The sequence below is a fragment of the Aureibaculum algae genome, from assembly GCF_006065315.1.
In the GTDB taxonomy this organism is placed as follows: Bacteria; Bacteroidota; Bacteroidia; order Flavobacteriales; family Flavobacteriaceae; genus Aureibaculum; species Aureibaculum algae.
The window spans coordinates 4068763-4088748 of sequence record NZ_CP040749.1; the positions used below are offsets into that span (position 1 = coordinate 4068763).

The 19986-nt window shown below is 28.1% G+C and carries 19 protein-coding genes, 1 tRNA gene and 1 pseudogene; 10 read left to right on the top strand and 11 right to left on the bottom strand.

The window, feature by feature from the left end:
- Positions 1–25 precede the first annotated feature (25 nt).
- From FF125_RS17310 to FF125_RS17320, 3 genes are all read right to left on the bottom strand, one after another.
- Positions 26–712 carry a response regulator gene (locus FF125_RS17310; RefSeq protein WP_117879440.1) on the bottom strand — a complete coding sequence of 229 codons (687 nt, stop codon included), beginning with the start codon at positions 710–712 and terminating at the stop codon, positions 26–28.
- Between the two features lie 131 nt (positions 713–843).
- Positions 844–1230: a hypothetical protein gene (locus FF125_RS17315; protein WP_138950954.1), complete on the bottom strand. Its 387-nt coding sequence runs from the start codon at positions 1228–1230 to the stop codon at positions 844–846.
- A 542-nt stretch (positions 1231–1772) separates the two neighbouring features.
- The gene (locus FF125_RS17320) at positions 1773–2207 is read right to left on the bottom strand and encodes a DUF4293 domain-containing protein (protein ID WP_138950955.1); all 435 of its coding nucleotides are present in this window, start codon (positions 2205–2207) and stop codon (positions 1773–1775) included.
- Positions 2208–2424: 217 nt separating this feature from the next.
- Between FF125_RS17320 and rho the strand changes: the two genes are divergently transcribed.
- From rho to FF125_RS17340, 4 genes and pseudogenes are all read left to right on the top strand, one after another.
- The gene (gene rho, locus FF125_RS17325) at positions 2425–4083 is read left to right on the top strand and encodes a transcription termination factor Rho (RefSeq protein ID WP_138950956.1); all 1659 of its coding nucleotides are present in this window, start codon (positions 2425–2427) and stop codon (positions 4081–4083) included.
- A 266-nt stretch (positions 4084–4349) separates the two neighbouring features.
- Positions 4350–4422: transfer RNA gene (locus tag FF125_RS17330), tRNA-Met, on the top strand.
- Between the two features lie 200 nt (positions 4423–4622).
- Positions 4623–5828: a site-specific integrase gene (locus tag FF125_RS17335; RefSeq protein ID WP_138950957.1), complete on the top strand. Its 1206-nt coding sequence runs from the start codon at positions 4623–4625 to the stop codon at positions 5826–5828.
- A gap of 65 nt (positions 5829–5893) precedes the next feature.
- Positions 5894–6223 (top strand): annotated as a pseudogene (locus FF125_RS17340) (transposase); the annotation flags it as partial.
- A gap of 194 nt (positions 6224–6417) precedes the next feature.
- On the opposite strand, the gene FF125_RS17345 reads toward FF125_RS17340, so the two are convergent.
- The 7 genes from FF125_RS17345 to FF125_RS17375 all read right to left on the bottom strand — a co-directional run bounded on the left by FF125_RS17345 (position 6418) and on the right by FF125_RS17375 (position 11695).
- Positions 6418–7362 carry a hypothetical protein gene (locus tag FF125_RS17345; RefSeq protein WP_138950959.1) on the bottom strand — a complete coding sequence of 315 codons (945 nt, stop codon included), beginning with the start codon at positions 7360–7362 and terminating at the stop codon, positions 6418–6420.
- A 262-nt stretch (positions 7363–7624) separates the two neighbouring features.
- A complete protein-coding gene (locus FF125_RS17350; protein WP_138952595.1) occupies positions 7625–10198 on the bottom strand; it encodes a GmrSD restriction endonuclease domain-containing protein in 2574 nt (857 codons plus the stop codon).
- A gap of 213 nt (positions 10199–10411) precedes the next feature.
- Positions 10412–10645: a hypothetical protein gene (locus tag FF125_RS17355; RefSeq protein WP_138950960.1), complete on the bottom strand. Its 234-nt coding sequence runs from the start codon at positions 10643–10645 to the stop codon at positions 10412–10414.
- Between the two features lies 1 nt (position 10646).
- Positions 10647–10790, bottom strand: coding sequence for a DUF3290 domain-containing protein (locus tag FF125_RS17360; protein WP_138950961.1), 144 nt, complete (start codon positions 10788–10790; stop codon positions 10647–10649).
- Positions 10791–10825: 35 nt separating this feature from the next.
- Positions 10826–11083, bottom strand: a complete 258-nt coding sequence (locus FF125_RS17365) for a hypothetical protein (protein WP_138950962.1) — start codon at positions 11081–11083, stop codon at positions 10826–10828.
- A 101-nt stretch (positions 11084–11184) separates the two neighbouring features.
- Complete coding sequence (locus FF125_RS17370; protein WP_138950963.1) at positions 11185–11394, bottom strand: hypothetical protein; 210 nt, start codon at positions 11392–11394, stop codon at positions 11185–11187.
- A gap of 4 nt (positions 11395–11398) precedes the next feature.
- Positions 11399–11695, bottom strand: coding sequence for a hypothetical protein (locus FF125_RS17375; protein ID WP_138950964.1), 297 nt, complete (start codon positions 11693–11695; stop codon positions 11399–11401).
- Positions 11696–12188: 493 nt separating this feature from the next.
- Here FF125_RS17375 and FF125_RS17380 point away from each other — a divergent pair, with 493 nt between their 5' ends.
- The 5 genes from FF125_RS17380 (at position 12189) to FF125_RS17400 (ending at position 16486) form a co-directional block, all read left to right on the top strand.
- Complete coding sequence (locus FF125_RS17380; protein ID WP_138950965.1) at positions 12189–12533, top strand: hypothetical protein; 345 nt, start codon at positions 12189–12191, stop codon at positions 12531–12533.
- A gap of 251 nt (positions 12534–12784) precedes the next feature.
- Positions 12785–13039 carry a hypothetical protein gene (locus FF125_RS17385; RefSeq protein ID WP_175418952.1) on the top strand — a complete coding sequence of 85 codons (255 nt, stop codon included), beginning with the start codon at positions 12785–12787 and terminating at the stop codon, positions 13037–13039.
- Positions 13040–13218: 179 nt separating this feature from the next.
- On the top strand, positions 13219–14100 hold the full coding sequence (locus FF125_RS17390) for a hypothetical protein (protein WP_138950966.1): 882 nt from the start codon (positions 13219–13221) through the stop codon (positions 14098–14100).
- 348 nt (positions 14101–14448) lie between these two features.
- Positions 14449–15816, top strand: coding sequence for a DUF5906 domain-containing protein (locus FF125_RS17395; protein WP_138950967.1), 1368 nt, complete (start codon positions 14449–14451; stop codon positions 15814–15816).
- Positions 15817–15820: 4 nt separating this feature from the next.
- Positions 15821–16486 (top strand): GIY-YIG nuclease family protein, encoded by a 666-nt coding sequence (locus FF125_RS17400; protein WP_138950968.1) that lies wholly within the window; start codon positions 15821–15823, stop codon positions 16484–16486.
- 621 nt (positions 16487–17107) lie between these two features.
- Here the strand turns inward: FF125_RS17400 and FF125_RS17405 are convergent.
- Positions 17108–17965: a hypothetical protein gene (locus FF125_RS17405; RefSeq protein WP_138950969.1), complete on the bottom strand. Its 858-nt coding sequence runs from the start codon at positions 17963–17965 to the stop codon at positions 17108–17110.
- A gap of 499 nt (positions 17966–18464) precedes the next feature.
- Between FF125_RS17405 and FF125_RS17410 the strand changes: the two genes are divergently transcribed.
- Positions 18465–19517 (top strand): hypothetical protein, encoded by a 1053-nt coding sequence (locus FF125_RS17410; RefSeq protein WP_138950970.1) that lies wholly within the window; start codon positions 18465–18467, stop codon positions 19515–19517.
- Positions 19518–19986 lie beyond the last annotated feature (469 nt).

The window sequence follows — 19986 nt, forward strand, 5'->3', positions numbered from 1 at the left end:
TAGTTAGGCAAAAGTAGCTATAAAGTTATACTATTTCATTCTTCATGGCAAAAATAGCCAAGCCGACCGTATTCTTTACATTAATTTTCTTAATCAAGTTTTTACGATGTGTCTCCACAGTACTTTCACTTATACCTAGGGCATCGCCAATTTCTCTTGTAGTATATTGTTGGGCAATAAGTTTTAAAATTTGATATTCCCTTCTCGTTAATGAGTTTATTAATACTCCTTCAGGATTATCCGTTTTGTGCATTGGTTTACCCATAAGAGTTTTCATCATTTTCTCTTTTACTTCATCACTAAAATATTGCTCTCCTTGGCTTACCTTTCTAATTGCTTTTACAATATGCTCCCCGGCTGATTTTTTAGGTACAAACCCCATCGCCCCCATGCCCAGCACCTCTTTAATAAGTTTTATATCATCATAACTTGATAATATAATTATTTTAGGAACATCATCCATGGTTTGAAACTTCTTGAGTACTTCCAAACCATCTAATATTGGCATATTAATATCCAATATAAGTATATCTGCTGAATTTTCTTCAAACCATTCTATAACTTGTTCTCCATTTAAAGAATAACCAACAACATCAACATCACGTTCTAAGCCAAGTACTGCCATAACACCATCAATTAAGATTTGATGATCATCAGCAATATGAACGGTAATTTTATCGTTTAAAAATTCTTTTAAATCATCATTAACCATACTTAGACATAAGATTTATTATTACAATATAAACTAAATAAAAACTATAATATTGTGTGGTAAATGCGATATTATGTTAAAAAAAAATCCGAAGTAAAAACTTCGGATTTAAATTACAAATAATTGAAAAATTATTCCATTAATTTTTTTGGCTTTCCTCTCTTAATACGGCTATAAGCCACATCATCTTCGAGAGAAGCTACATCAAAAGTACTTTCAAAAAAGCTATTAAAATCAACACTAGAAGTTTCAAAAGAAATAGTGTGTGTAACAACCTTATTCGAAAACCCATTTTCGATTAGGTTGATATGTGTTTGATTTTCATTAACATTAGAAGTTACAATAATGTTGGCATTTACTGTAAAGGTAATTTCATATTTACCATCTAATGTTTCAATTACTGGATATGACTGTAATAATGTACCGTCAATATCTTTTAAAATAGTTGTTTTTTTAGTGCTATTGGTAAATGATGCTAATACCAAAACGGCACTCAATGCGAGTACTAATTTTCTCATGTTAGGGGATTTTAAAGTTATTAATTAATTTTTTTCCAATTTCTTTGGAATCTATCAAACTTCTTATTAATTTTAAAACTAACGATACTAGGTAATTTAAAAACTACCCAGAAACCACTAGTTTTTAATTTAAAAACTAAAATTTGACGTTTTACTATAGTAATATAACAAAAAAATGTTAATAAATAAGCTCAAATTTGTTGATAATCTTAAAAATTATATTTTAACAAACTAAATATCAAGACATTAAGATGAGGATAAAAAAAAATATCCAATTATACAATCATTACAATTAATTACTATATTAGCAACAGAGAAAAGAAAACTCCTATTATAATTGGAAAGTGGTGTAACTACTCTCCTTTCTCCCCTTTCTTTTCTCCCCTTATTTCAAGGAGTATTTATTATATATAAGTGTTTAGCGACAACGAAATACTCCCTACAATTACAGCCACCTCTTCTGACGTGGCTGTTTTTTTTTGCATAAAAAAAAGCTTATCGTCTCCGATAAGCTTTCGCACAATATAACTAAGATGTTAGGTCTATCGCAATCGATCCACAGATTTTACAAGGTCTTCATCCTTTTTGATAGCTCTGTTTGCAATGGCTAGCAAAACAACAACTACAATAGGTAAAAACGCCCCAATACCCTTCTCAGAAACTTGACTTTCTCCAGATAATGTTAGTAGATGATAAATCAATATGCCTAATAAAATAAAGTTTACTAGAATGTTAAAACGATTAATAACAAACTGATTTTTTCTTTGTTTAAACATAAAAACGCTTACAATACTCATAACTCCAGATATAACAAATAACACTGGTATTACTTTTAATGTAAACTCACTTTCTTGAAATAGGTCTAAAGCATAAAAAGATGCCCCCGACTCATTACTCCATAAATAAAACATTTGTATTAGTACTACTGAACAAATAGCAGCCAGAAGTAAATACAATGATTGAATACGTTGAATCATGTTTTTTAATTAAAATAACTTTGCAAACTTAAGTTAAAGTTTTTAAGAAATAAACTTATATATTAAATTTAATTTGTATAATTGCATCACAATTATCGTGTATTGTAGATTTTCTTCTTTTTACAATATTAAAAATTAAATTATATCATACAATTTATTTTACAACTCTCAGTTATAGGAAGCCCTCCTTATATTAATTAAATCACATTATTATTCAATGTTTGAAATAGAATCTTTAAAAGAGAAAAAATTACCAGAATTACAAGAAATTGCCGAAAAAATTGGCGTACCAAAATACAAGCAACTAAAAAAACTAGATTTAGTTTATCAAATTTTAGATGTTCAGGCGACTAAACCAGTACCTTCAGAGCCTAAAAAAGAACGCAAACCGGTAAACAAAGCACCACGCAAGCGAATTGGAAAGCCTGTTCCTATCACACCTATATCAAATGAAGAAAAGGTAGTTGAAAACGTTAAAACGGCTGAACCTATAGTTGAGCCTACAGTTGAAAAAACGGAAAAGCCTAGCAAACCAACACCAAAACCTGCTCCACGTAAGAAAGTTGAGAAAGAAGGTGTTGTTGCAGATAACAAACCTGTTACAGATAATAAACCTAAGGAAAATACTTCAAAAAATCCTAGACCGCCCCGTAAGGAGCATAATCAAAACGGGCCCAATCCAAGAAATACAAATAAACAAAACAAGCCACAACCAGGTGCAAATAGAAGACAGGGGAAATATAGAGATCCTGACTTTGAATTTGACGGCATCATTGAAAGTGAAGGTGTATTAGAAATAATGCAAGATGGTTACGGATTTTTACGTTCATCTGATTATAACTATCTATCATCTCCTGATGATATATATGTATCTCAATCTCAAATAAAATTATTTGGACTAAAAACAGGTGATACTGTTAGAGGAATTGTTCGCCCTCCAAAAGAAGGTGAAAAATATTTCCCATTAATTAGAGTATCATTAATTAATGGTTTAGATCCAAGTATTGTTAGAGACAGAGTAGCTTTTGAGCACTTAACACCATTGTTTCCAAACGAAAAATTTAACTTAGCCGAAAAGGGAAGTTCAACATCAACGAGAATAATTGATTTATTTTCGCCAATAGGTAAAGGACAAAGAGGTATGATTGTATCTCAGCCTAAAACAGGTAAAACAATGTTATTAAAGGATATAGCCAATGCAATTGCTGCTAATCATCCTGAAGTATATCAAATTGTTTTATTGATTGATGAAAGACCTGAAGAGGTTACAGATATGCAACGTAACGTTAAAGGAGAAGTTGTTGCTTCTACTTTTGACGAACCTGCTGAAAAACATGTAAAGGTTGCTAATATTGTATTAGATAAAGCAAAAAGACTAGTAGAATGTGGACATGACGTAGTTGTGTTATTAGATTCAATTACACGTTTAGCCAGAGCCTACAATACAGTTGCTCCCGCTTCTGGTAAAATATTATCTGGTGGTATTGATGCAAATGCTTTACACAAACCAAAACGCTTTTTTGGTGCAGCACGTAAAATTGAAAATGGAGGTTCTTTAACCATCATTGCAACTGCATTAACTGATACCGGTTCTAAAATGGATGAAGTTATCTTTGAAGAATTTAAAGGGACTGGTAATATGGAGCTACAATTAGATAGAAATATTGCTAATCGTAGAATTTACCCTGCTGTTGATTTAGTTAAATCTAGTACACGTAGAGATGACTTGTTACTTGATGCTAAAACAGTACAACGTATGTGGGTAATGCGTAAATATTTAGCAGATATGAACCCTATTGAAGCAATGGAGTTTATTAGCGAAAAAATTAAGTATACTAAAGACAATGAAGAATTTTTAATATCCATGAATGGATAAAATTGCACTTTTTTTAGCCTAAAACTAGAAGCAGAGCAGTTTAAATTTAAAAATATCTAACTCAAGTAATTGAGAGTCAAGCATTTTTTGTTTGACTCTTTTTTTTATATCAAATAGTTTTTTTTGTGATATAAATATATGTATCTTTGCCGTCCATATCACGGGATAGATTATTACCCTTTGATAACGCTCAAGACAGGTACCTACCCAAATGAGCAGAACAATAAAAAATAGTGCTTACTTATTTTTAGCACATAAACATATATCGCGGGATAGAGCAGTAGGTAGCTCGTTGGGCTCATAACCCAAAGGTCACAGGTTCGAGTCCTGTTCCCGCTACTAGAAAGAGTAATCAGAAATGGTTACTCTTTTTTTATGCAGTAAAGTCAAGTAATATAGTCTTCAATAAAAATGCTCATTTTCAAATCCTAATAGAATCTTTAAATATTAGGCACACAATTAGGGTTGCAACTTTTATTCATTGGGTTGCATATTAAATATTTTAAAATCAATAAGTTTCACAATGTAAAACAATAGATATGACAACTATTAGACTCAAAACATTATTTGTAATTTCTAAAAGTAGAATTAACAAAAAAGGATTTGCACCAATATTATGCAGACTTACTTATTTTAATAAGAGAAAATCTTTTGCAACAGGATTATTTATAAATCCACAACATTGGGAAAGCAAACAACAAAAAGCTAAACCACTAAATAAGGAAAATGATTTTATAAATACTCAATTGAGTCTGATAAAACAAAATGTTAATCAGGCTTTTTTGTTTCTACAGGTCAATGACGAAGTATTTAGCGTAGAAGATGTTTATTTAAAATATAAGGGTAAGAATATAAATACTCATAAAACGCTTTTAGAGGTTTTTGAATTACACAACAATAAGATGGTGCAGTTAATTGGTATTGAATACACTAAGTCCACTTACAGCAAGTTTATTGAAGCCAAAAATCATACTGTTAACTTTATAAAATACCAGCATAAGAAAAATGATATACAGTTAGAATCTCTGAATATGAATTTTTTGTCAGATTTGGATTTTTACTTAAAGACAAAAAAGAATCAAAAACAGATTACCATTAATAAAACTATTCAGCGTGTTAGAAAAATTGTCAAATTAGCATTAGCAAAAGGTTACTTAAAAAATGACCCATTCCTGTTATATAAACCTAAAAAATATGAAAAAAAAGTAGTCTATTTAAGTCAAGAAGAATTAGATGCATTGCAAGGTTTTAATTTTACACAATCGAGGTTACAACAAGTAAAGCATATGTTTATTTTTTGTTGTTATACAGGATTAGCATATCAAGAAATGGCAGATTTGAAACAACATCACCTAATTAAAGGTTTTGACGGGAATACATGGATAGAAATGGTAAGAAGAAAAACACAAAGTAAGATATCAATTCCTCTGTTACCTGAAGCTGAAAAGGTTATTAAGCGGTATAAAACGGAAATCTCTCTATTACCAATTATTTCGAATCAAAAATTTAATTCTTACTTAAAAGAAATAGCAGCGATTGTAGGAATTGAAAAACGTTTAACTCATCATATTGCCAGAAAAACCTTTGCTACAACTATTTTGTTATATAATGATATTCCAATGGAAATAGTAAGTGAATTATTAGGGCATTCAAGTATCACTATAACACAAAATCATTATGCAAAAGTGGTACAGCATAAAATTAGTGAGCATATTTCAGTTTTGAAAAAGAAACTTAATAATTGATTTTAATTTTATTTAATATAAACATATAAGCCCTTGGATCTGTAGGACTTATATGTTTATTCTTATCATCTAAAATATGTAGGGGCTGTCCAATGAAAAGGCATTGTTTGGGAAAAACGGCACAAGAAAAGAAGTTTTCGGTAACGTATTACAAAGAAGAATATGAACGCAATAACCAACGGGTAAACAGTAAACGTGGTAGGTATATGAAATCTAAAAGACAGAGTACAGTTGAACCAGTATTTGGTACACTTACCCAATTTATGGGACTCAGAAAAATAAATACTATTGGCATACAACAAGCTAATAAGGTGATGCACCTATCAGCGATCGCCTATAATTTAAAGAAATACCTAAAATTTACCAGTAAAGTAGTAAGAAGTGATGTCAAATCACTTACAACCTATTTAACTCAAAATATTAACAATATATGGGGTAAAATAAGCTGGTATAATCTCTTTAATAATATTGAAATGAGGTAGAAGATTAAATTACAGCCGTTCTTAAAATGGTTGAAATCAAGTCAATTATTGATTTAAAAGGGTGTTTTACTGCTTGTGCAACGATTACCGGTGTTGGTAGTAGTGCTTTATTCTTTAATTCTAAATAACCTATTAAAATAACTTTTCACAACCGTAATACAACTTGTGTTTGACCTTTGGTTATTGCTTTTTAATTCAATTCTATATTTTTTTCCGTTTTCTTTTTTTGTTATTAATTGATTAATATATTCATTGATTTTAGAAGAGGTGATTTTGACCTTTTCGTTATTTATTTTTTTTATGTGTTGAGAATAGAAATATTCAAAGGGATTACTAGAAGAATCAATTTTGAAATTATTTGAGTTGAATCTTGCAAGATCGATAATCATTTGATAAACAGAATTGAAAATTATCATTCTAGAAGATATTGTTATAATATTTTCTTTGAAAATTTTTTTTGTTAATTCTGGACTATAAATTTTTGAATCAGGTGGTTTGAATGCAGCTATCCATTCTCCGTGTTGAACCTTATTTCTAATACTAAATGCGGGAATAAGAAAGTCTTTTATTAATGTTTCTATTTCTCTATACTTATTAATTAAATCAGGTGTTAGTGAAGGGAAATTTCTAGAATTTATTGTCAAACGAACGCAAGTTTCATTTCCAATTGGAATAAGATTGTTAGCTTTTAAGAATGCTATTTTTAATGCAAAAGTCCATTTCTGTTCTAATGAACGATGTTTGTCTAAAAGAAATTCAATTTGATTTTCAGAAAAGACATTTGGCTCATAGAATAAACGTCTAATACTTTCGTCAGACCAAGAGGCAAGTAATCCTAGTAAGATTCTATTATAGCTTCTTACATTTTCTATTAGTTTTATTCTTGCTATATTATTGAAGGGTTGTTTAATCTTATAAACACTTTCAACTACTTCTTCTTTATAAGAAAGTTTTATGTTTTCTTTAATTAAGTTAATTGCATTTTCTAAAGACCTCTTATTTAGGTTGTGAAATCTATGAATTTTATGTTTTTCTGAAGTTGTTAGTGCCATAGTTAATTATTAAGAAGCATTCCCGATCGAAGTTAATCTATGAAATTGACTTCGGCCGGGAATTAAACCCGGTTGAAATGAATTGCTTCAAATCAAGGCACCAGCCCACGCTTCTTTTGGAAGGTCTTTATGTGAATTTATTCTTTTTTATAATGTTTTTTTCAGTTCAATGTGTTTTTGCATTACTACCAACGTTTGGCTAAATTTACGTTGCTGTAAGGTACAAAACAGCAATGAAATTTAGGTTTTGTTATCAACAGTTTTATTCTTTTACTCCTTTTTCACGGTTTTCTATTTTGTGAGCAATTCCAAGGTTTTCGATAGAATCATTACCGCCAATTGAAATAGGTTTTATGTGGTCTACTTCAATATCGTCACCAAGAAAAATTGGAGCTTCACTTAAGGAGCTTTGATTATTTTGTTTTTTTATCAATGCCAGTTTTTCACTTTCATTTAATTTGATTTTTCTATCAGCTTTTTGGTATCTCTTATGAAACTCATCAAGTTTTTTATTGAAATGACTAAATCCTTTACCATCTTCGTGAAATTCCTGTGGTATATTTTTAGCAAAATTTAATAACTCAGAGATATCTTTCTTCATTTCAATCCTATGGTATTTAACCATCTCAAAATTGACTTTATCAATCATCATCCATACAAAATAGAAATCTTGGATTCTTCTTCTAAATCCACTTTCTACTTTACCACCATTCAAAACGGAATTTAATTCAGTTCTTAAGAAATCTGATATTTCTTCCTTAGTCACATTCCTATCAATTAAGACATACTTAATTTTTTTAATATTGCTTTTGACGCTTTTTAAAGACTTGAAAAAATGTTTTTTATTTTCCTCGTTTTCAGAAAGAGATTGAAGAAGAGTGCTAATTCTACCTTTAGTACTTATACGAGAATTCATCCTTGAAGTTTTTTGATAAACATCAATTGTCTTTGGCAGTTCGGAGTTTGAATAGTATTCAATATAACAGAGAGAAGTAATCAACTCTTCGTTTTCCATTCTGTCTCTATCTTTGGAACGCTTGATTTTTTTAATATAAAACCATGAATCAATGGACGATTTTAATTCTTTTATTGATTTAATGATTTCAACATCAACCCAAGAATTCCACATTTCAAAAGAATTTTCTCTTATTGGATATGGCTTATCGTTCAAGCGAATAAATAAATCTATAGGATCAAACTTGGGGTTTTGCGATTCATCAATTTCTACTACATATATTTGAAAATCATATATTTTGTCTTTTTGCTCATCACTTAAATCATTGAATGAAGAATTATTCAACTCTTTTAAAATCCTTAATTTTTTTAATTTGAAATTATGATTTTTTGATTTAACTAATTTGTCTTTTTCATTTAGGTAATCTTCACCTAAAAAACCTAAAAGTGTCAGTAGTCTTTGCTGCCCATCAATAACTTCATTTACACCGTCCAGTCTTTTATACACAAATATTGGAGGTAATTTTATCCCTAATAAAATACTCTCTATAATAGCTGATGCCTTGTTAACATTAATGACTTCTTTTCTTTGGTAAGAAGGTCTAAGAAGAAATTTTCTTCTTGTCATTGTCCTTACTATGTCATCTATTGAGTTATTTGCTGGTTCAGGTTTTGATAACCTTAAAGTCTCAAGCAATGTAAGGTCGATTTCTTCTTCACTTTCGTTAGAAAATTCTTTGAATTTCTTTCTTGCTGATTCATCTGCTGTTACATAGTTATTAAAACTAACATTAAAACGAGATTCAAAATATTCAGAAGTAGAAATGTATCTTGACATTACTTGATGAGAAAATGCATAATCAACAAGGGTGAAATAATCAATATTTTCATGTATGAATTTTGAAACTTGTTCCACTTCATTGGCGAAGTCATATGTAATTTCTTCTAAATCAAGAACACTATATCCCCATAGAAAACACTCTAAAGCTAATCGATTGATTGAGTAGTTATTATTTTCAGAAAAACTACGTACTTCACCCAAAAAAATGATTTTCCTTTTAAATTCTTTTAATATTTCTGCTTTATTCTCAATATTCTCATCTGCATAATATTCATATAACTTAGACAAGATGTTTGTACGCCCCGTGCCTCTTACAAAATAATTAATGGGATACAAATGCATGACTAATGCACGTCTTGTAAAACTCATTATTTTTGCGGATGGCAATTCATCAATCTGATTTTTAGGTTGTTTAAAGAAGTTAGAGAATACCATTTTCATAAGTTCTTCATCTTCTGAATATTCAGATTTGAAGAAGTTAGAAAGGTCGTCATCATTATAAATTGCGTTGTCAATTTCAGCTTTTTTCAAAGGGGTAATCCCAGAATTGTAACGCGAAAATATTTCTTTTTTAACTTGATCCTGCAATATTGGGTCTAATGGGGGCTGGTTTACTAATCTAAACTCAATTAACCTCAATTTTGAATCTAAAAAACTATCAATAATGTCAGGATGTTTTTTAATTAATTTATCCCAGCTAAATCCTTTTAATTGAGATAAAATTGAAAGTCCTTTACTGGTTAAAGAGAACTCATTATTCATGAAACGTAGGATGGTCTCGTACCTTTGCCTACCATCAATGACTTCGATTCCTGAGTTATTATTAAAGAAAATTAATGGTGGTATTTCAGTACCAAGCAATATGCTTTCAATAAAATAAGAGGCTTTGTGGTCATCCCAAACGTAATTCCTTTGATAATAAGGTTTAAAGTCAATTTTACTTTTAGACCTCATGCTATAAAGACTATCTACTGACTTTGAAAAAGTTTCAACCTTTAAATGTTCTTTGAATATTTTTTCAAATAAATCTTGTTTACTCATATTGGTTAATTATTGTTGCTAACAATTGTATAAACGTATTGCGTTTATATCTGCTATGCTTATTTGTATTTTCTTTTGTCTTAATTAAGCTAAAGAAACGGCACTTCAATTGGGTTGGAGTAGGGTTTTATTTAGCGACTACTTCTCAAATGTAGAAATAAAACACCAATAAAGCAAATCGATAATTTGGATAGTTTCTTTATAATCATTCACTTAAAAAATATTCAAATTTGAATACTTATCCAACAAATAGCCAGTTTTAAAACTATTAATATCAGTTAGAGAATTAGTTTCTATATTATAAACAACTTCAACCCAAAACATATCTATTGCGTAAAGATTACACCTTTCTGTATCCGATATGTGATTATCTAAAAACGTTCCATATTGGTTAACAGCCTCCATACGGTTATTCAATTCTAACATATTAAATTCATATAATGTCATACTATATTAATTCAAAATAATGCAGTATAAAGCCTATTATAGCGAAGATCACCCCATAAATTAAGGTGTATTTACCAAAATCATCAAAATCATTCTGATTTCTTGGTTCATTACAGCTTCCTTTTGGTGCAGGTGTACCTTCCATTATAATTAAATATTAAGCCACTAATTTAGCAATAATTAACTATCTTTTTCTGTTAGCATAATCATTTCTTTAAGTAAATCTTGTGGAATTTTTCCATTTGTAAGTTTTTCCAATGTAGTTTTCTTTAATTGAACATTCTTAAATATAACTGGGCTATTAAAATTCAAACTCTCAAGCTCTAAAATTCTCCCTTCAATATTTATAATATTCATAAAGCGACGGAACTGATTAGTATTAAGATTTGGTACTCCTATATTTTTTACGGTGATACTAAAGTATGCTGTATAAGTCATAGTTCAAAAATAGAAACTATATCATTTATTGATTGTTTCATTTTGTAGCAAAAAGTAATTTAATATGACTCTTAATAAGTGTAGGGTAATTAATTATTTAATTATCTGTATTGAAGTAACACACCTAATATAGATAATATTAGCATGATTGCAATAACCCAAACAATTTTAGATATATTACTTCTTATTTTTTCTAATTTATCTATCTTAATTTGTTGTGCATACAGTAATTCTAGTTTGAACTGCTCTTCAGTAATACCAGTACGTTTAGAATTAAAACTGGCTTCACTTTTTGATACTTTTCGTGACATACTTTTAATTTAAGTTATAAATTTCATCTTCTATTGCTTTTTTTATAGTATCTAAATTGGAAAAAGCATTCTCATCTATAACTCTTTCTGAATCTCTACTGTAAAGAGTAAATTCTTTAGGAGAATAATTTGAGCGACCAAGCATTTTTATCATACGCCTTTCTACTTCTTTACTTTTTATAAATTTCTTGTAAGCTATCAAATACGCCAACGAATCTGATTTGGATAGGATTATTTCTGTTTTTTCAATACTCTCATTTCCAGTTAACAAAGAGTGCTTAGTTCCCTTTTCAATATACATGTAGTTTTTATTACATGACACAGTAAGTAAAATTATTAATATAAGTATGATTTTTATATAATTCATATTATCATGTAATATAGTAAATGTAAAATAACCTTAATACACATTTACGAGTGAATAACTACTAAAGAAATTCTTGAAGTAGTTATAATTAATATTTCTTAACATATAAAGATAATACCTTAGTTTTTATTTTAACTCATTTTCAGTGGTCAATATTATTATTTATAAGTAAAGAAGAAACAGTATACTAAGCATTATTAGATTCTGGAACATTATATAATAGTGATATTTTAGACGCTTTAGAAGAAATTGAAGTATTAATAAAAAGTTAGATAATTAAAAGCTTGAAAGAAAAATAAAATATTTTTTATATTTTTTTTAATTCCATTTCTCCACGTAAGCACGAGATAACCCAGACATCACCCCCTACTCTCTTTTAATTTTGGGGATATACCCCACCCTTTATATTAACTTAAAATTTTAAATTATGGTAACAGTTGTGAATTATGAATCCCGCACTAATAAAGCAGGAAAAGAATTTAATGTTCTTATTCTACAAGGTGGAATAGAACCAGTTAGAAGTACAATAACAGGAAAGTTTTATTTTTCTTCAAGAACTTGTGATGTGCCTGCAAGTTTTGATGAAATGACCTGTAAAAACCTAATAGGTACTGAATTTCCAGGTAGTATTAAAAGAGTCCCTTGTGAACCGTATGATTTCAATATACCTAATACCGAGGAATATGTAAATATTTCTCATACATGGGAGTATCAAGATAGTATAGATGAAATAGTCTCTGAACACATCGTTGAGACTGCAGCCATAATTTAAAAACTATTTTTAAAAAAGGCAGTTTCGCTGTAAGCCTCTAGATTATTTCTAGGGGCTTTTTTTAGACTTTATAATATCAAGAATTATCTCCTATAATATTAATGATAAAGGATTGTATACTATTCAATAAAAGTAAGCACTTGCATATCTAAATAACCCTAAAATCTACGAAATTTCAGCTAAATTTAGAAATGTAACATTATAAATATATAGCTATTTCATTCAATCCCATCTAAAAAATAAATCAAAAAATGAATAAAAAAGATATAGCTGATTTATTAAGATACAGCTCTCCTAATGAGCTTTATATAGTATCGTATACAAATAAGCTACGTTGCTTAGTTTGTCCCTTTAAAGTTAAGGTAATTAAGCCTATTGGTATATTAAAACAAAAACAAATTGTCTATGTAAGTGAGGTGAAAATTACGCTAGAATTAGTTACAATATATGTTATTAAAGGTTTTGCCTACTACTATTATCATTTTGATATAATAATTGATGAATAGTAGATTACCAAGATAATAAAAGGAGTTTATGCTGAATTTTGGATAACCAAGCTTTTGAGACGGTTTTCTCCCAATAAAAAACCCCTGAAAAAGAAATGATCATTAATTTATGAACACAATGGTAATATAATTCCGTTGTGTTCATTATATTTGAAAGTGTACTTAGACAACTTATTTAAATGAACTCACTAGACCCATTACTTAACAATCTAAATAATTATTCTAATGAACTGACAATTTCAAAAAAACTGAAAAAGAAATTTTTAAATAAATTTTGGGATCATTATCAATTTCCTTTAGAGGAAAGAACTGATTTGTCAATTGAATGTTTTGATATTGGTTGTGGTCGAACTTATGATAATGATGGTGAAGTACTAAATGAACCTTTTTTTATAGAACATAGATTCAATGATTTTCTAATAGCTGAAATTAAAGTAGAATTTGGAAAGTTCAATGCTAGTTTTTATCATGACATTAAATTCTATTTAGAAGAGAAAAATAAAATACAATATTATATTGATTCCTTAGCTAAACAACTAAATCAAATTTTGAATGAAATTCAAGACAATAAATCCATTTCAGAAGAATATAGAATTATAATAATAAGAGAATTTAAAAAATGGATTGAAATTTTCAAGAACAAAGAATATAAATATTTAATTCCAAAAAGGAATTATACAACTCCAAGTTCTTTCTTATATGATTGTAAAGAACCTGAATATTATGAGAATCTGAATGATTTATATGGGCAATTAATTAAGGCGAAATTAATAAATGAAAACTCTAACAAAACTGATTTTTTAAATATTTTTAAGAATTCTAAAATTGTAAATAAAATTCGTTGGCAAGGAACCATCAGCGAGTTTTACTATTTTATTAAAAAATTAAATGATCATAAGGACTTTAAAGATTTAAAAAACACAAAATGGGAAGTTGCATCTAAATGTTTTTATTTACCCAGTAAAAATGCAATTGATGAATTCGATTGGAGGAAATTGCGTACGCAGAAAAATCCTACAGAATCAAAATGTAAGCTAATTGATAATTATTTAAAGTTTTAATAAACTACACTCTACACTACTCTGCATACAATATTTATTTTTAAAACACTTCTTTAAGTGTTTAGCACTTTCGCTAAACATTTTACTCTACACTCAGAGTATTCCTACCTATTTTCAAAATTATCTCACCATTTCTTTGCTGTAACAATAGCAATTAAGCTCTTGTTTAAAAGAATAACAATGTCAAAAGCATCAAAACTTAATAAATCAAAAAAAGTTGACTTTGTTGTCTATAAAGAAAGGAGGTAAAATTATGTAGTAGATTAAAAAGAATAAAGACAATTACCAAATCACTAGGTAACGATATATGATAAGAAAGTTTAGTGATAGAAATATTAAAAGATAAATATGAAAAAAGATAATTTTTACTATAAAGTAAAAGGCGAATATAAAATATCGCATGGTAAATTAATCAATTTTTTAGCAAGCAATGGTTTTGCTAAAGTTATTGAAGACAAAGAAGTAAAGTTAGTTTATGTTAGAAATAAGATAATTAAAGAAGTAATGGATGTAAATATTAGTGATTATATCGTTAATTTTCTAAGAAGAAAAGGTTTGAGAGAAGTCTTAAATGTTTTCTCAAGAAGTGTTGGTCACTATTTATCTAAAAAGTTGCTTCAAACCTTACCTACTTTGGATCTTTTATATCCAAAGGATAAAATTGATACTGCTTATTTTTATTATAAAAATGCAGTTGTATGCGTTAATAAAGATAAAATTGATACTATTGAATTTCACGACTTAAAGAAACCTATTTGGGAAGGTTTGATTATTGATTATCCTATAAATATAGTGGATTATAAATCATCTCAATTTGAAAGTTTTATGTACAATATATCAAATAAACAAGAGGGTAGATTCGAATCACTTAAGAGTATTATCGGTTATTTATTACACAACTATCAAGACCCTTCATTTGCAAGGTCTGTCATTTTAGTTGATGAAAAAATATCTAATGATGGCTCTGCCAATGGAGGAACTGGAAAAAGTTTGATTAATCAAGCAATTTCAAAATTAAGAAATGTATTAACCGTTGACGGAAAAAATCTCAAAAACGAAAGCAGATTTTTCTTCCAACAAGTTAATAAAACTACAAATGTCATTTGTTACGATGATGTTAGAAGGGATTTTGATTTTGAAACTTTGTATTCATCCATTACATCGGGAATCAATGTGGAAAAGAAATATAAAGCAGAGATTTCCATTCCATTTAAAGATTCACCTAAAATTCTAATCAGCTCAAATTATGCTGTAATTGGAACAGGAGGGAATACTGATTCTAGGAGAAGAATTGAATTTGAAGTAGCAAATTATTACACTAAGGATTTCACACCTATTAAAGAATTTGAAAACAGATTTTTTGATGAATGGGATACAGAAGAGTGGAATAACTTTTATTTATTTATGATAGATTGTGTTCAATTTTACTTAAATAACGGAGTAATATTTCCAAAACCCATAAACTTAAAAGAGAATAAATTAGAACAAATCACTTGTTCTGAATTTATAGAGTATATGGATGCTAATTTAGAAGTAAATACAAGATTAGATAAAAGAGATTTCTATAAAGAATTTCTTAAATTTTCAAATAGAGTGGAATTCAGCCAACATATTTTTACTAAGTGGCTTAGAGTTTTTGCTTTATATAATGATCTTGAATATTCTGATAAATCAAGTAATGGAAGTTACTATTTTAAATTTTCAACTAAAAAATAATATCATGAAAACAAAAATTTCAGGTATCATATATAAGGTTGAGAATACTCAAAATGGATTAGTTTATATTGGAGCAACAACAAAAGATGTTCAAACAAGAAAGCTAGATCATTTGAGCAAGGTTAATAGTGGAAAAATGGTCAAATTTCAAGAAGCTATTGGTACTTATGGTCCAGAAGCATTTTCTTGGAAACAGATTGATACTGCGAATTCAAATGATGAATTAGCCCAAAAAGAAAAGAATTATATATTTAAGTATGATTCCAAAAAAAACGGCTATAACTCTGATGAAGGTGGAGGGTTAAAAAAGACCGTCTATAAATACAACCTTGAAGATGGTAGTTTAATAAGTACATATGAATGTTTAGAAAAGGCAGGAAAATCAATCGATGCAACTAAACAAAACATATCTAGAGCTTGTTTAAGTGTGAATAATACTTACAAAGGATATTACTGGAGTTATACATTTAAGAAACCATATATTCCAAAAAAGGATATTCGTAGAAAAAATGTGATTCAACTTACTTTAACAGGTGAATTTGTAAATCAATTTAATTCAGTATCGGATGCTTCAAGGCTAACAGAGATTAATAAAACCTCAATAGCAAAAGTATGTAGAAGAGAAAGAAATCATGCTGGAGGATTTGATTGGAAGTATAAATTAGATTAATTTAAAATAATTATAAGGGTAGCTGAGATGTTACCCTTTTTTAATACTAGTCATTTATGAAAAATAATATATCAGAAATAGAAGAGAGCTACAATTTAAAAGGTGCTCAAAAAAAAAGAGTTAAAATCTCTAAAAGTCAAGATGCTTATGAAACATTTATAAATAACTGAAACTTAGAAACCATAGAATTAATTTAAGAGTTTAAAGCCTTATTATTAACCAGTGCTAATGAACTATTAGGGGTTTATACAATGAATAAGGCAGGGATTAAAAGGATTCCAGTAGATGTAATACAATTACAGCAATTGTTCCTAAAAATGCATTAAAATAGCTTATAAGCATTCGAATAGAAACTTAAAGTCAAGTGATGCAGATATCAGTATTAATAATCAAATCAAATAAGTAGCTGAAACTATGAATATTTCTTTATTAGATAGTTCAATTATTTCTAAAGATGATTTTTAATATTGAAAATAGCATTCAATTTTTAGCACTTAAAAAATTGATAAACAAAAAGAAGATATACAAAAAATTGAAATTCAGAATATGAGGAGTTTATGATTCATTGAAGTACCGTAAAAATAAATGAATTTAATAATCAGACTACCTAAATTTGTGATGCTATTTCATTTTTTCGTTATCCTTTTTTTTATTTAAAGTGTCTTTAGGTTGAATAAGCTTTGTGTCTAATTCAATATCATCTTTATTCTCTTTTGAAAGAATTTCAGTTTCAATAATTTTGGGTTTAACATTATTTGTATTAGTCGTAAATAAACCCTTAACATCATTAAAGGCACTAATTAATGTAAATAGCAGAAAAAAGAAAGTTATAATTTGAATTGAAGTTTCATTCCTTTCGTATAGATTCAAGACTTTAAAATCCTGAATTACAGTATCATTTTGCCAATTCTCCCCATTAAAATAGGTTAAAATGAAACTAAGACTATATCTTCCTGGCTTAAGGTTACTTTTAGTTTGTATCTCCCATAAAAATGGCGGGTTAAGATTTTCATCCTGAATTTCGGAAAATATAGTCATATAATTAATCGATTCAGAAAATAATGTAACCTTTTCTTTAATATCTGAATATCCAAAAGAACTCATTAATGTCAAAACGGCACCACTTTTAACAAGATCCTTACTTCTTTTAAAACCACCAAAAGTCATTCCCTTTATCCCATCTTTATCAACAATTTCAGTGCGTATTCCATGAGAACAAAATGATTTAGATTCATCAATGAAATTCGAAGAAGGTGAGAAAAACATCTTTGCTGTATTAAAATCAATATTTCCATAGCCAGATATAAAATGTTTGATAGTAATCTTTTCACCAGGCCTAATATTGGTGTGATCTGAAAAAAGTACTTGTGTGTAACTGCCAGGCATATCAGCATGTTTCCCGAACTGATAATGACTTTTATACATTGTGCCTTTATTGATCGAGTTATAAGCTGGGTCTTTTGGATATTCGGGTGTCATATATTCTGAGATGTTAAAGTAAAAAAATAATTAAAAAAAGATATTAAACAATAAATTAAATGTTTAGAAGCGTTCATAACAATTTAATGCAATTTAGTACAACTATATTTGGCTCAATATAAAATAAAATTAATAAATAAAAATTTTAACTTCTTTTACTAAAATGAGCCCCTTGCAAGTTTCATATAATAATAATAATAATAATAATAATAATAATAAGCATACTAAGTTTACTGAAAACGTACAATAATATAACCCATTAATTCTAAGAACTTGGACTTGTAGGATTCAGACCTCATACAGACCGCAACTAAAGAAGTTGTGTATTTTTAGAAGTTTACATTTAAAGATTCTTAAGCTATAATTGAATGAAAAGCATCCTTATTCTTGCATATTTAGATATATAACTTAGAGAATTATTTTTAATTTTTATAAAACATATAATTCATTCTCTTTTTTACAAATTAGAATTTCCTAAATTTGATTTAATAAATTTGGTATGAAACAATTTCATTTATATTCTATTAATTACCCTGGTATTTTCAGCCTAAAACCTAATGTATGGTTTAAATTCTCAAATAAAATTGGAAAATTTGCCTTTTTTATTGAAGAGCCAATAAAAGGAATTGCGATTAATGCCCCAAACAACTCATTAGTTTGGGACAAGAAAGGATGTAAATTGGAACATCGTATAGAAATAATAAAAAATGGAAACTTTATATTAAAACCAGTTTTAAAGGGAGGTGCTTCGGGCTTTCTTTCATTAGTAGAAACAGATTTTGAAAGTGGAAGGAGTTTTTTTGAAAAGGGAAGTACAAGACTATTTTTATTACTTGAAGAAGCTAAGGATGTTGATATTTCCGCAAAAATTAAAGAATGTTTGAATTTCATATTTGTTGTTTATAGTTCTAATGTAATTAAGAGTACAATTCTTCCAATTAATAGTAATTATTTAAATGAATCAATAATAATTTATGAATCAAAATTAGAATTAAACATAAGCTTTGATAAACTGACAGAGAGCAGTCTACAACTAAATCTATCATTTATTGATAAGGAAATAATATTTGCACAATCTAAATTTGGAATATACATATCAGAGAATCCCCAAATAAAAAAAAGCAATGAGCTAAAAGAAATTTCTGATGAATATTTTGATGTTTTTGAACTATTTTCATTAGGATTAATGCAAATGAACCACTTTGGCAATTATAAACTCGCTTTATTAGAATGTTTTGTTGCTGTTGAAATGCTAGTTACTCGAATAACTGAAAAAGTAAAGAAAACTAGAGGTATTTCACACGGTAAAATTAAAGATCATAAAAAATCTGTTGAACTTTCATATAAAATGGATATAGAATTAAAACTCTTTTTTCAATTTGATAAAAAAGAAGATTCTTTATTAGGACAAATGGTTCGTGCAAGAAGCATTAGAAATGGTTTAATGCATGAAAATACTCAAGTTGATGAAAAGGAAGTAAGAGTTTTAATTGAAGATATTAATAATTTTATTTTTATGTTAATTGAAAAAGATGATAAAAATAAATATTAAATGAATTTTAAAAAATATTAAAGCATTATTAAAAAAGGCATACAATTCGGTTACCAAGAAACACTTAAACAAGTTAACTATTTGGATTAAAGTAGACTACTGTCACAGGTTCGAGTCCTGTTCCCGCTACTAGAAAAAAGCTTCCATTAAATTGGAAGCTTTTTTTGTTTTCGATAGTTGCAGAATTATTTTTAAAACACCTCCTTTTTTCTCTAAAAACATAAAAACACCTTCGTCTTACATCAGTACTATTTATACTAAGTAATTCGTAATGTTTTAGCTGTTATTATTTATGTGCTTTACGTGAATATCTTTTAATTTGACTATTGTGCTACTTATTCTTTTACAAAACACAATTCCCTTAATTAGAATTGAAATAAAGTAAAGGCAATTCCCAAAACATATTACTACTAAACTTTCATTGAAAACTTTCAGATAAATGATTTAGATCATTTCTATTGAGATCTTA

Coding starts and splice junctions, on each gene's coding strand:
- FF125_RS17310 (WP_117879440.1), bottom strand. CDS start 712: ATGGTTAATGATGATTTAAAAGAATTTTTAAACGATAAAATTACCGTT.
- FF125_RS17315 (WP_138950954.1), bottom strand. CDS start 1,230: ATGAGAAAATTAGTACTCGCATTGAGTGCCGTTTTGGTATTAGCATCA.
- FF125_RS17320 (WP_138950955.1), bottom strand. CDS start 2,207: ATGATTCAACGTATTCAATCATTGTATTTACTTCTGGCTGCTATTTGT.
- rho (WP_138950956.1), top strand. CDS start 2,425: ATGTTTGAAATAGAATCTTTAAAAGAGAAAAAATTACCAGAATTACAA.
- FF125_RS17335 (WP_138950957.1), top strand. CDS start 4,623: ATGACAACTATTAGACTCAAAACATTATTTGTAATTTCTAAAAGTAGA.
- FF125_RS17345 (WP_138950959.1), bottom strand. CDS start 7,362: ATGGCACTAACAACTTCAGAAAAACATAAAATTCATAGATTTCACAAC.
- FF125_RS17350 (WP_138952595.1), bottom strand. CDS start 10,198: ATGAGTAAACAAGATTTATTTGAAAAAATATTCAAAGAACATTTAAAG.
- FF125_RS17355 (WP_138950960.1), bottom strand. CDS start 10,645: ATGACATTATATGAATTTAATATGTTAGAATTGAATAACCGTATGGAG.
- FF125_RS17360 (WP_138950961.1), bottom strand. CDS start 10,790: ATGGAAGGTACACCTGCACCAAAAGGAAGCTGTAATGAACCAAGAAAT.
- FF125_RS17365 (WP_138950962.1), bottom strand. CDS start 11,083: ATGACTTATACAGCATACTTTAGTATCACCGTAAAAAATATAGGAGTA.
- FF125_RS17370 (WP_138950963.1), bottom strand. CDS start 11,394: ATGTCACGAAAAGTATCAAAAAGTGAAGCCAGTTTTAATTCTAAACGT.
- FF125_RS17375 (WP_138950964.1), bottom strand. CDS start 11,695: ATGTATATTGAAAAGGGAACTAAGCACTCTTTGTTAACTGGAAATGAG.
- FF125_RS17380 (WP_138950965.1), top strand. CDS start 12,189: ATGGTAACAGTTGTGAATTATGAATCCCGCACTAATAAAGCAGGAAAA.
- FF125_RS17385 (WP_175418952.1), top strand. CDS start 12,785: ATGAATAAAAAAGATATAGCTGATTTATTAAGATACAGCTCTCCTAAT.
- FF125_RS17390 (WP_138950966.1), top strand. CDS start 13,219: ATGAACTCACTAGACCCATTACTTAACAATCTAAATAATTATTCTAAT.
- FF125_RS17395 (WP_138950967.1), top strand. CDS start 14,449: ATGAAAAAAGATAATTTTTACTATAAAGTAAAAGGCGAATATAAAATA.
- FF125_RS17400 (WP_138950968.1), top strand. CDS start 15,821: ATGAAAACAAAAATTTCAGGTATCATATATAAGGTTGAGAATACTCAA.
- FF125_RS17405 (WP_138950969.1), bottom strand. CDS start 17,965: ATGACACCCGAATATCCAAAAGACCCAGCTTATAACTCGATCAATAAA.
- FF125_RS17410 (WP_138950970.1), top strand. CDS start 18,465: ATGAAACAATTTCATTTATATTCTATTAATTACCCTGGTATTTTCAGC.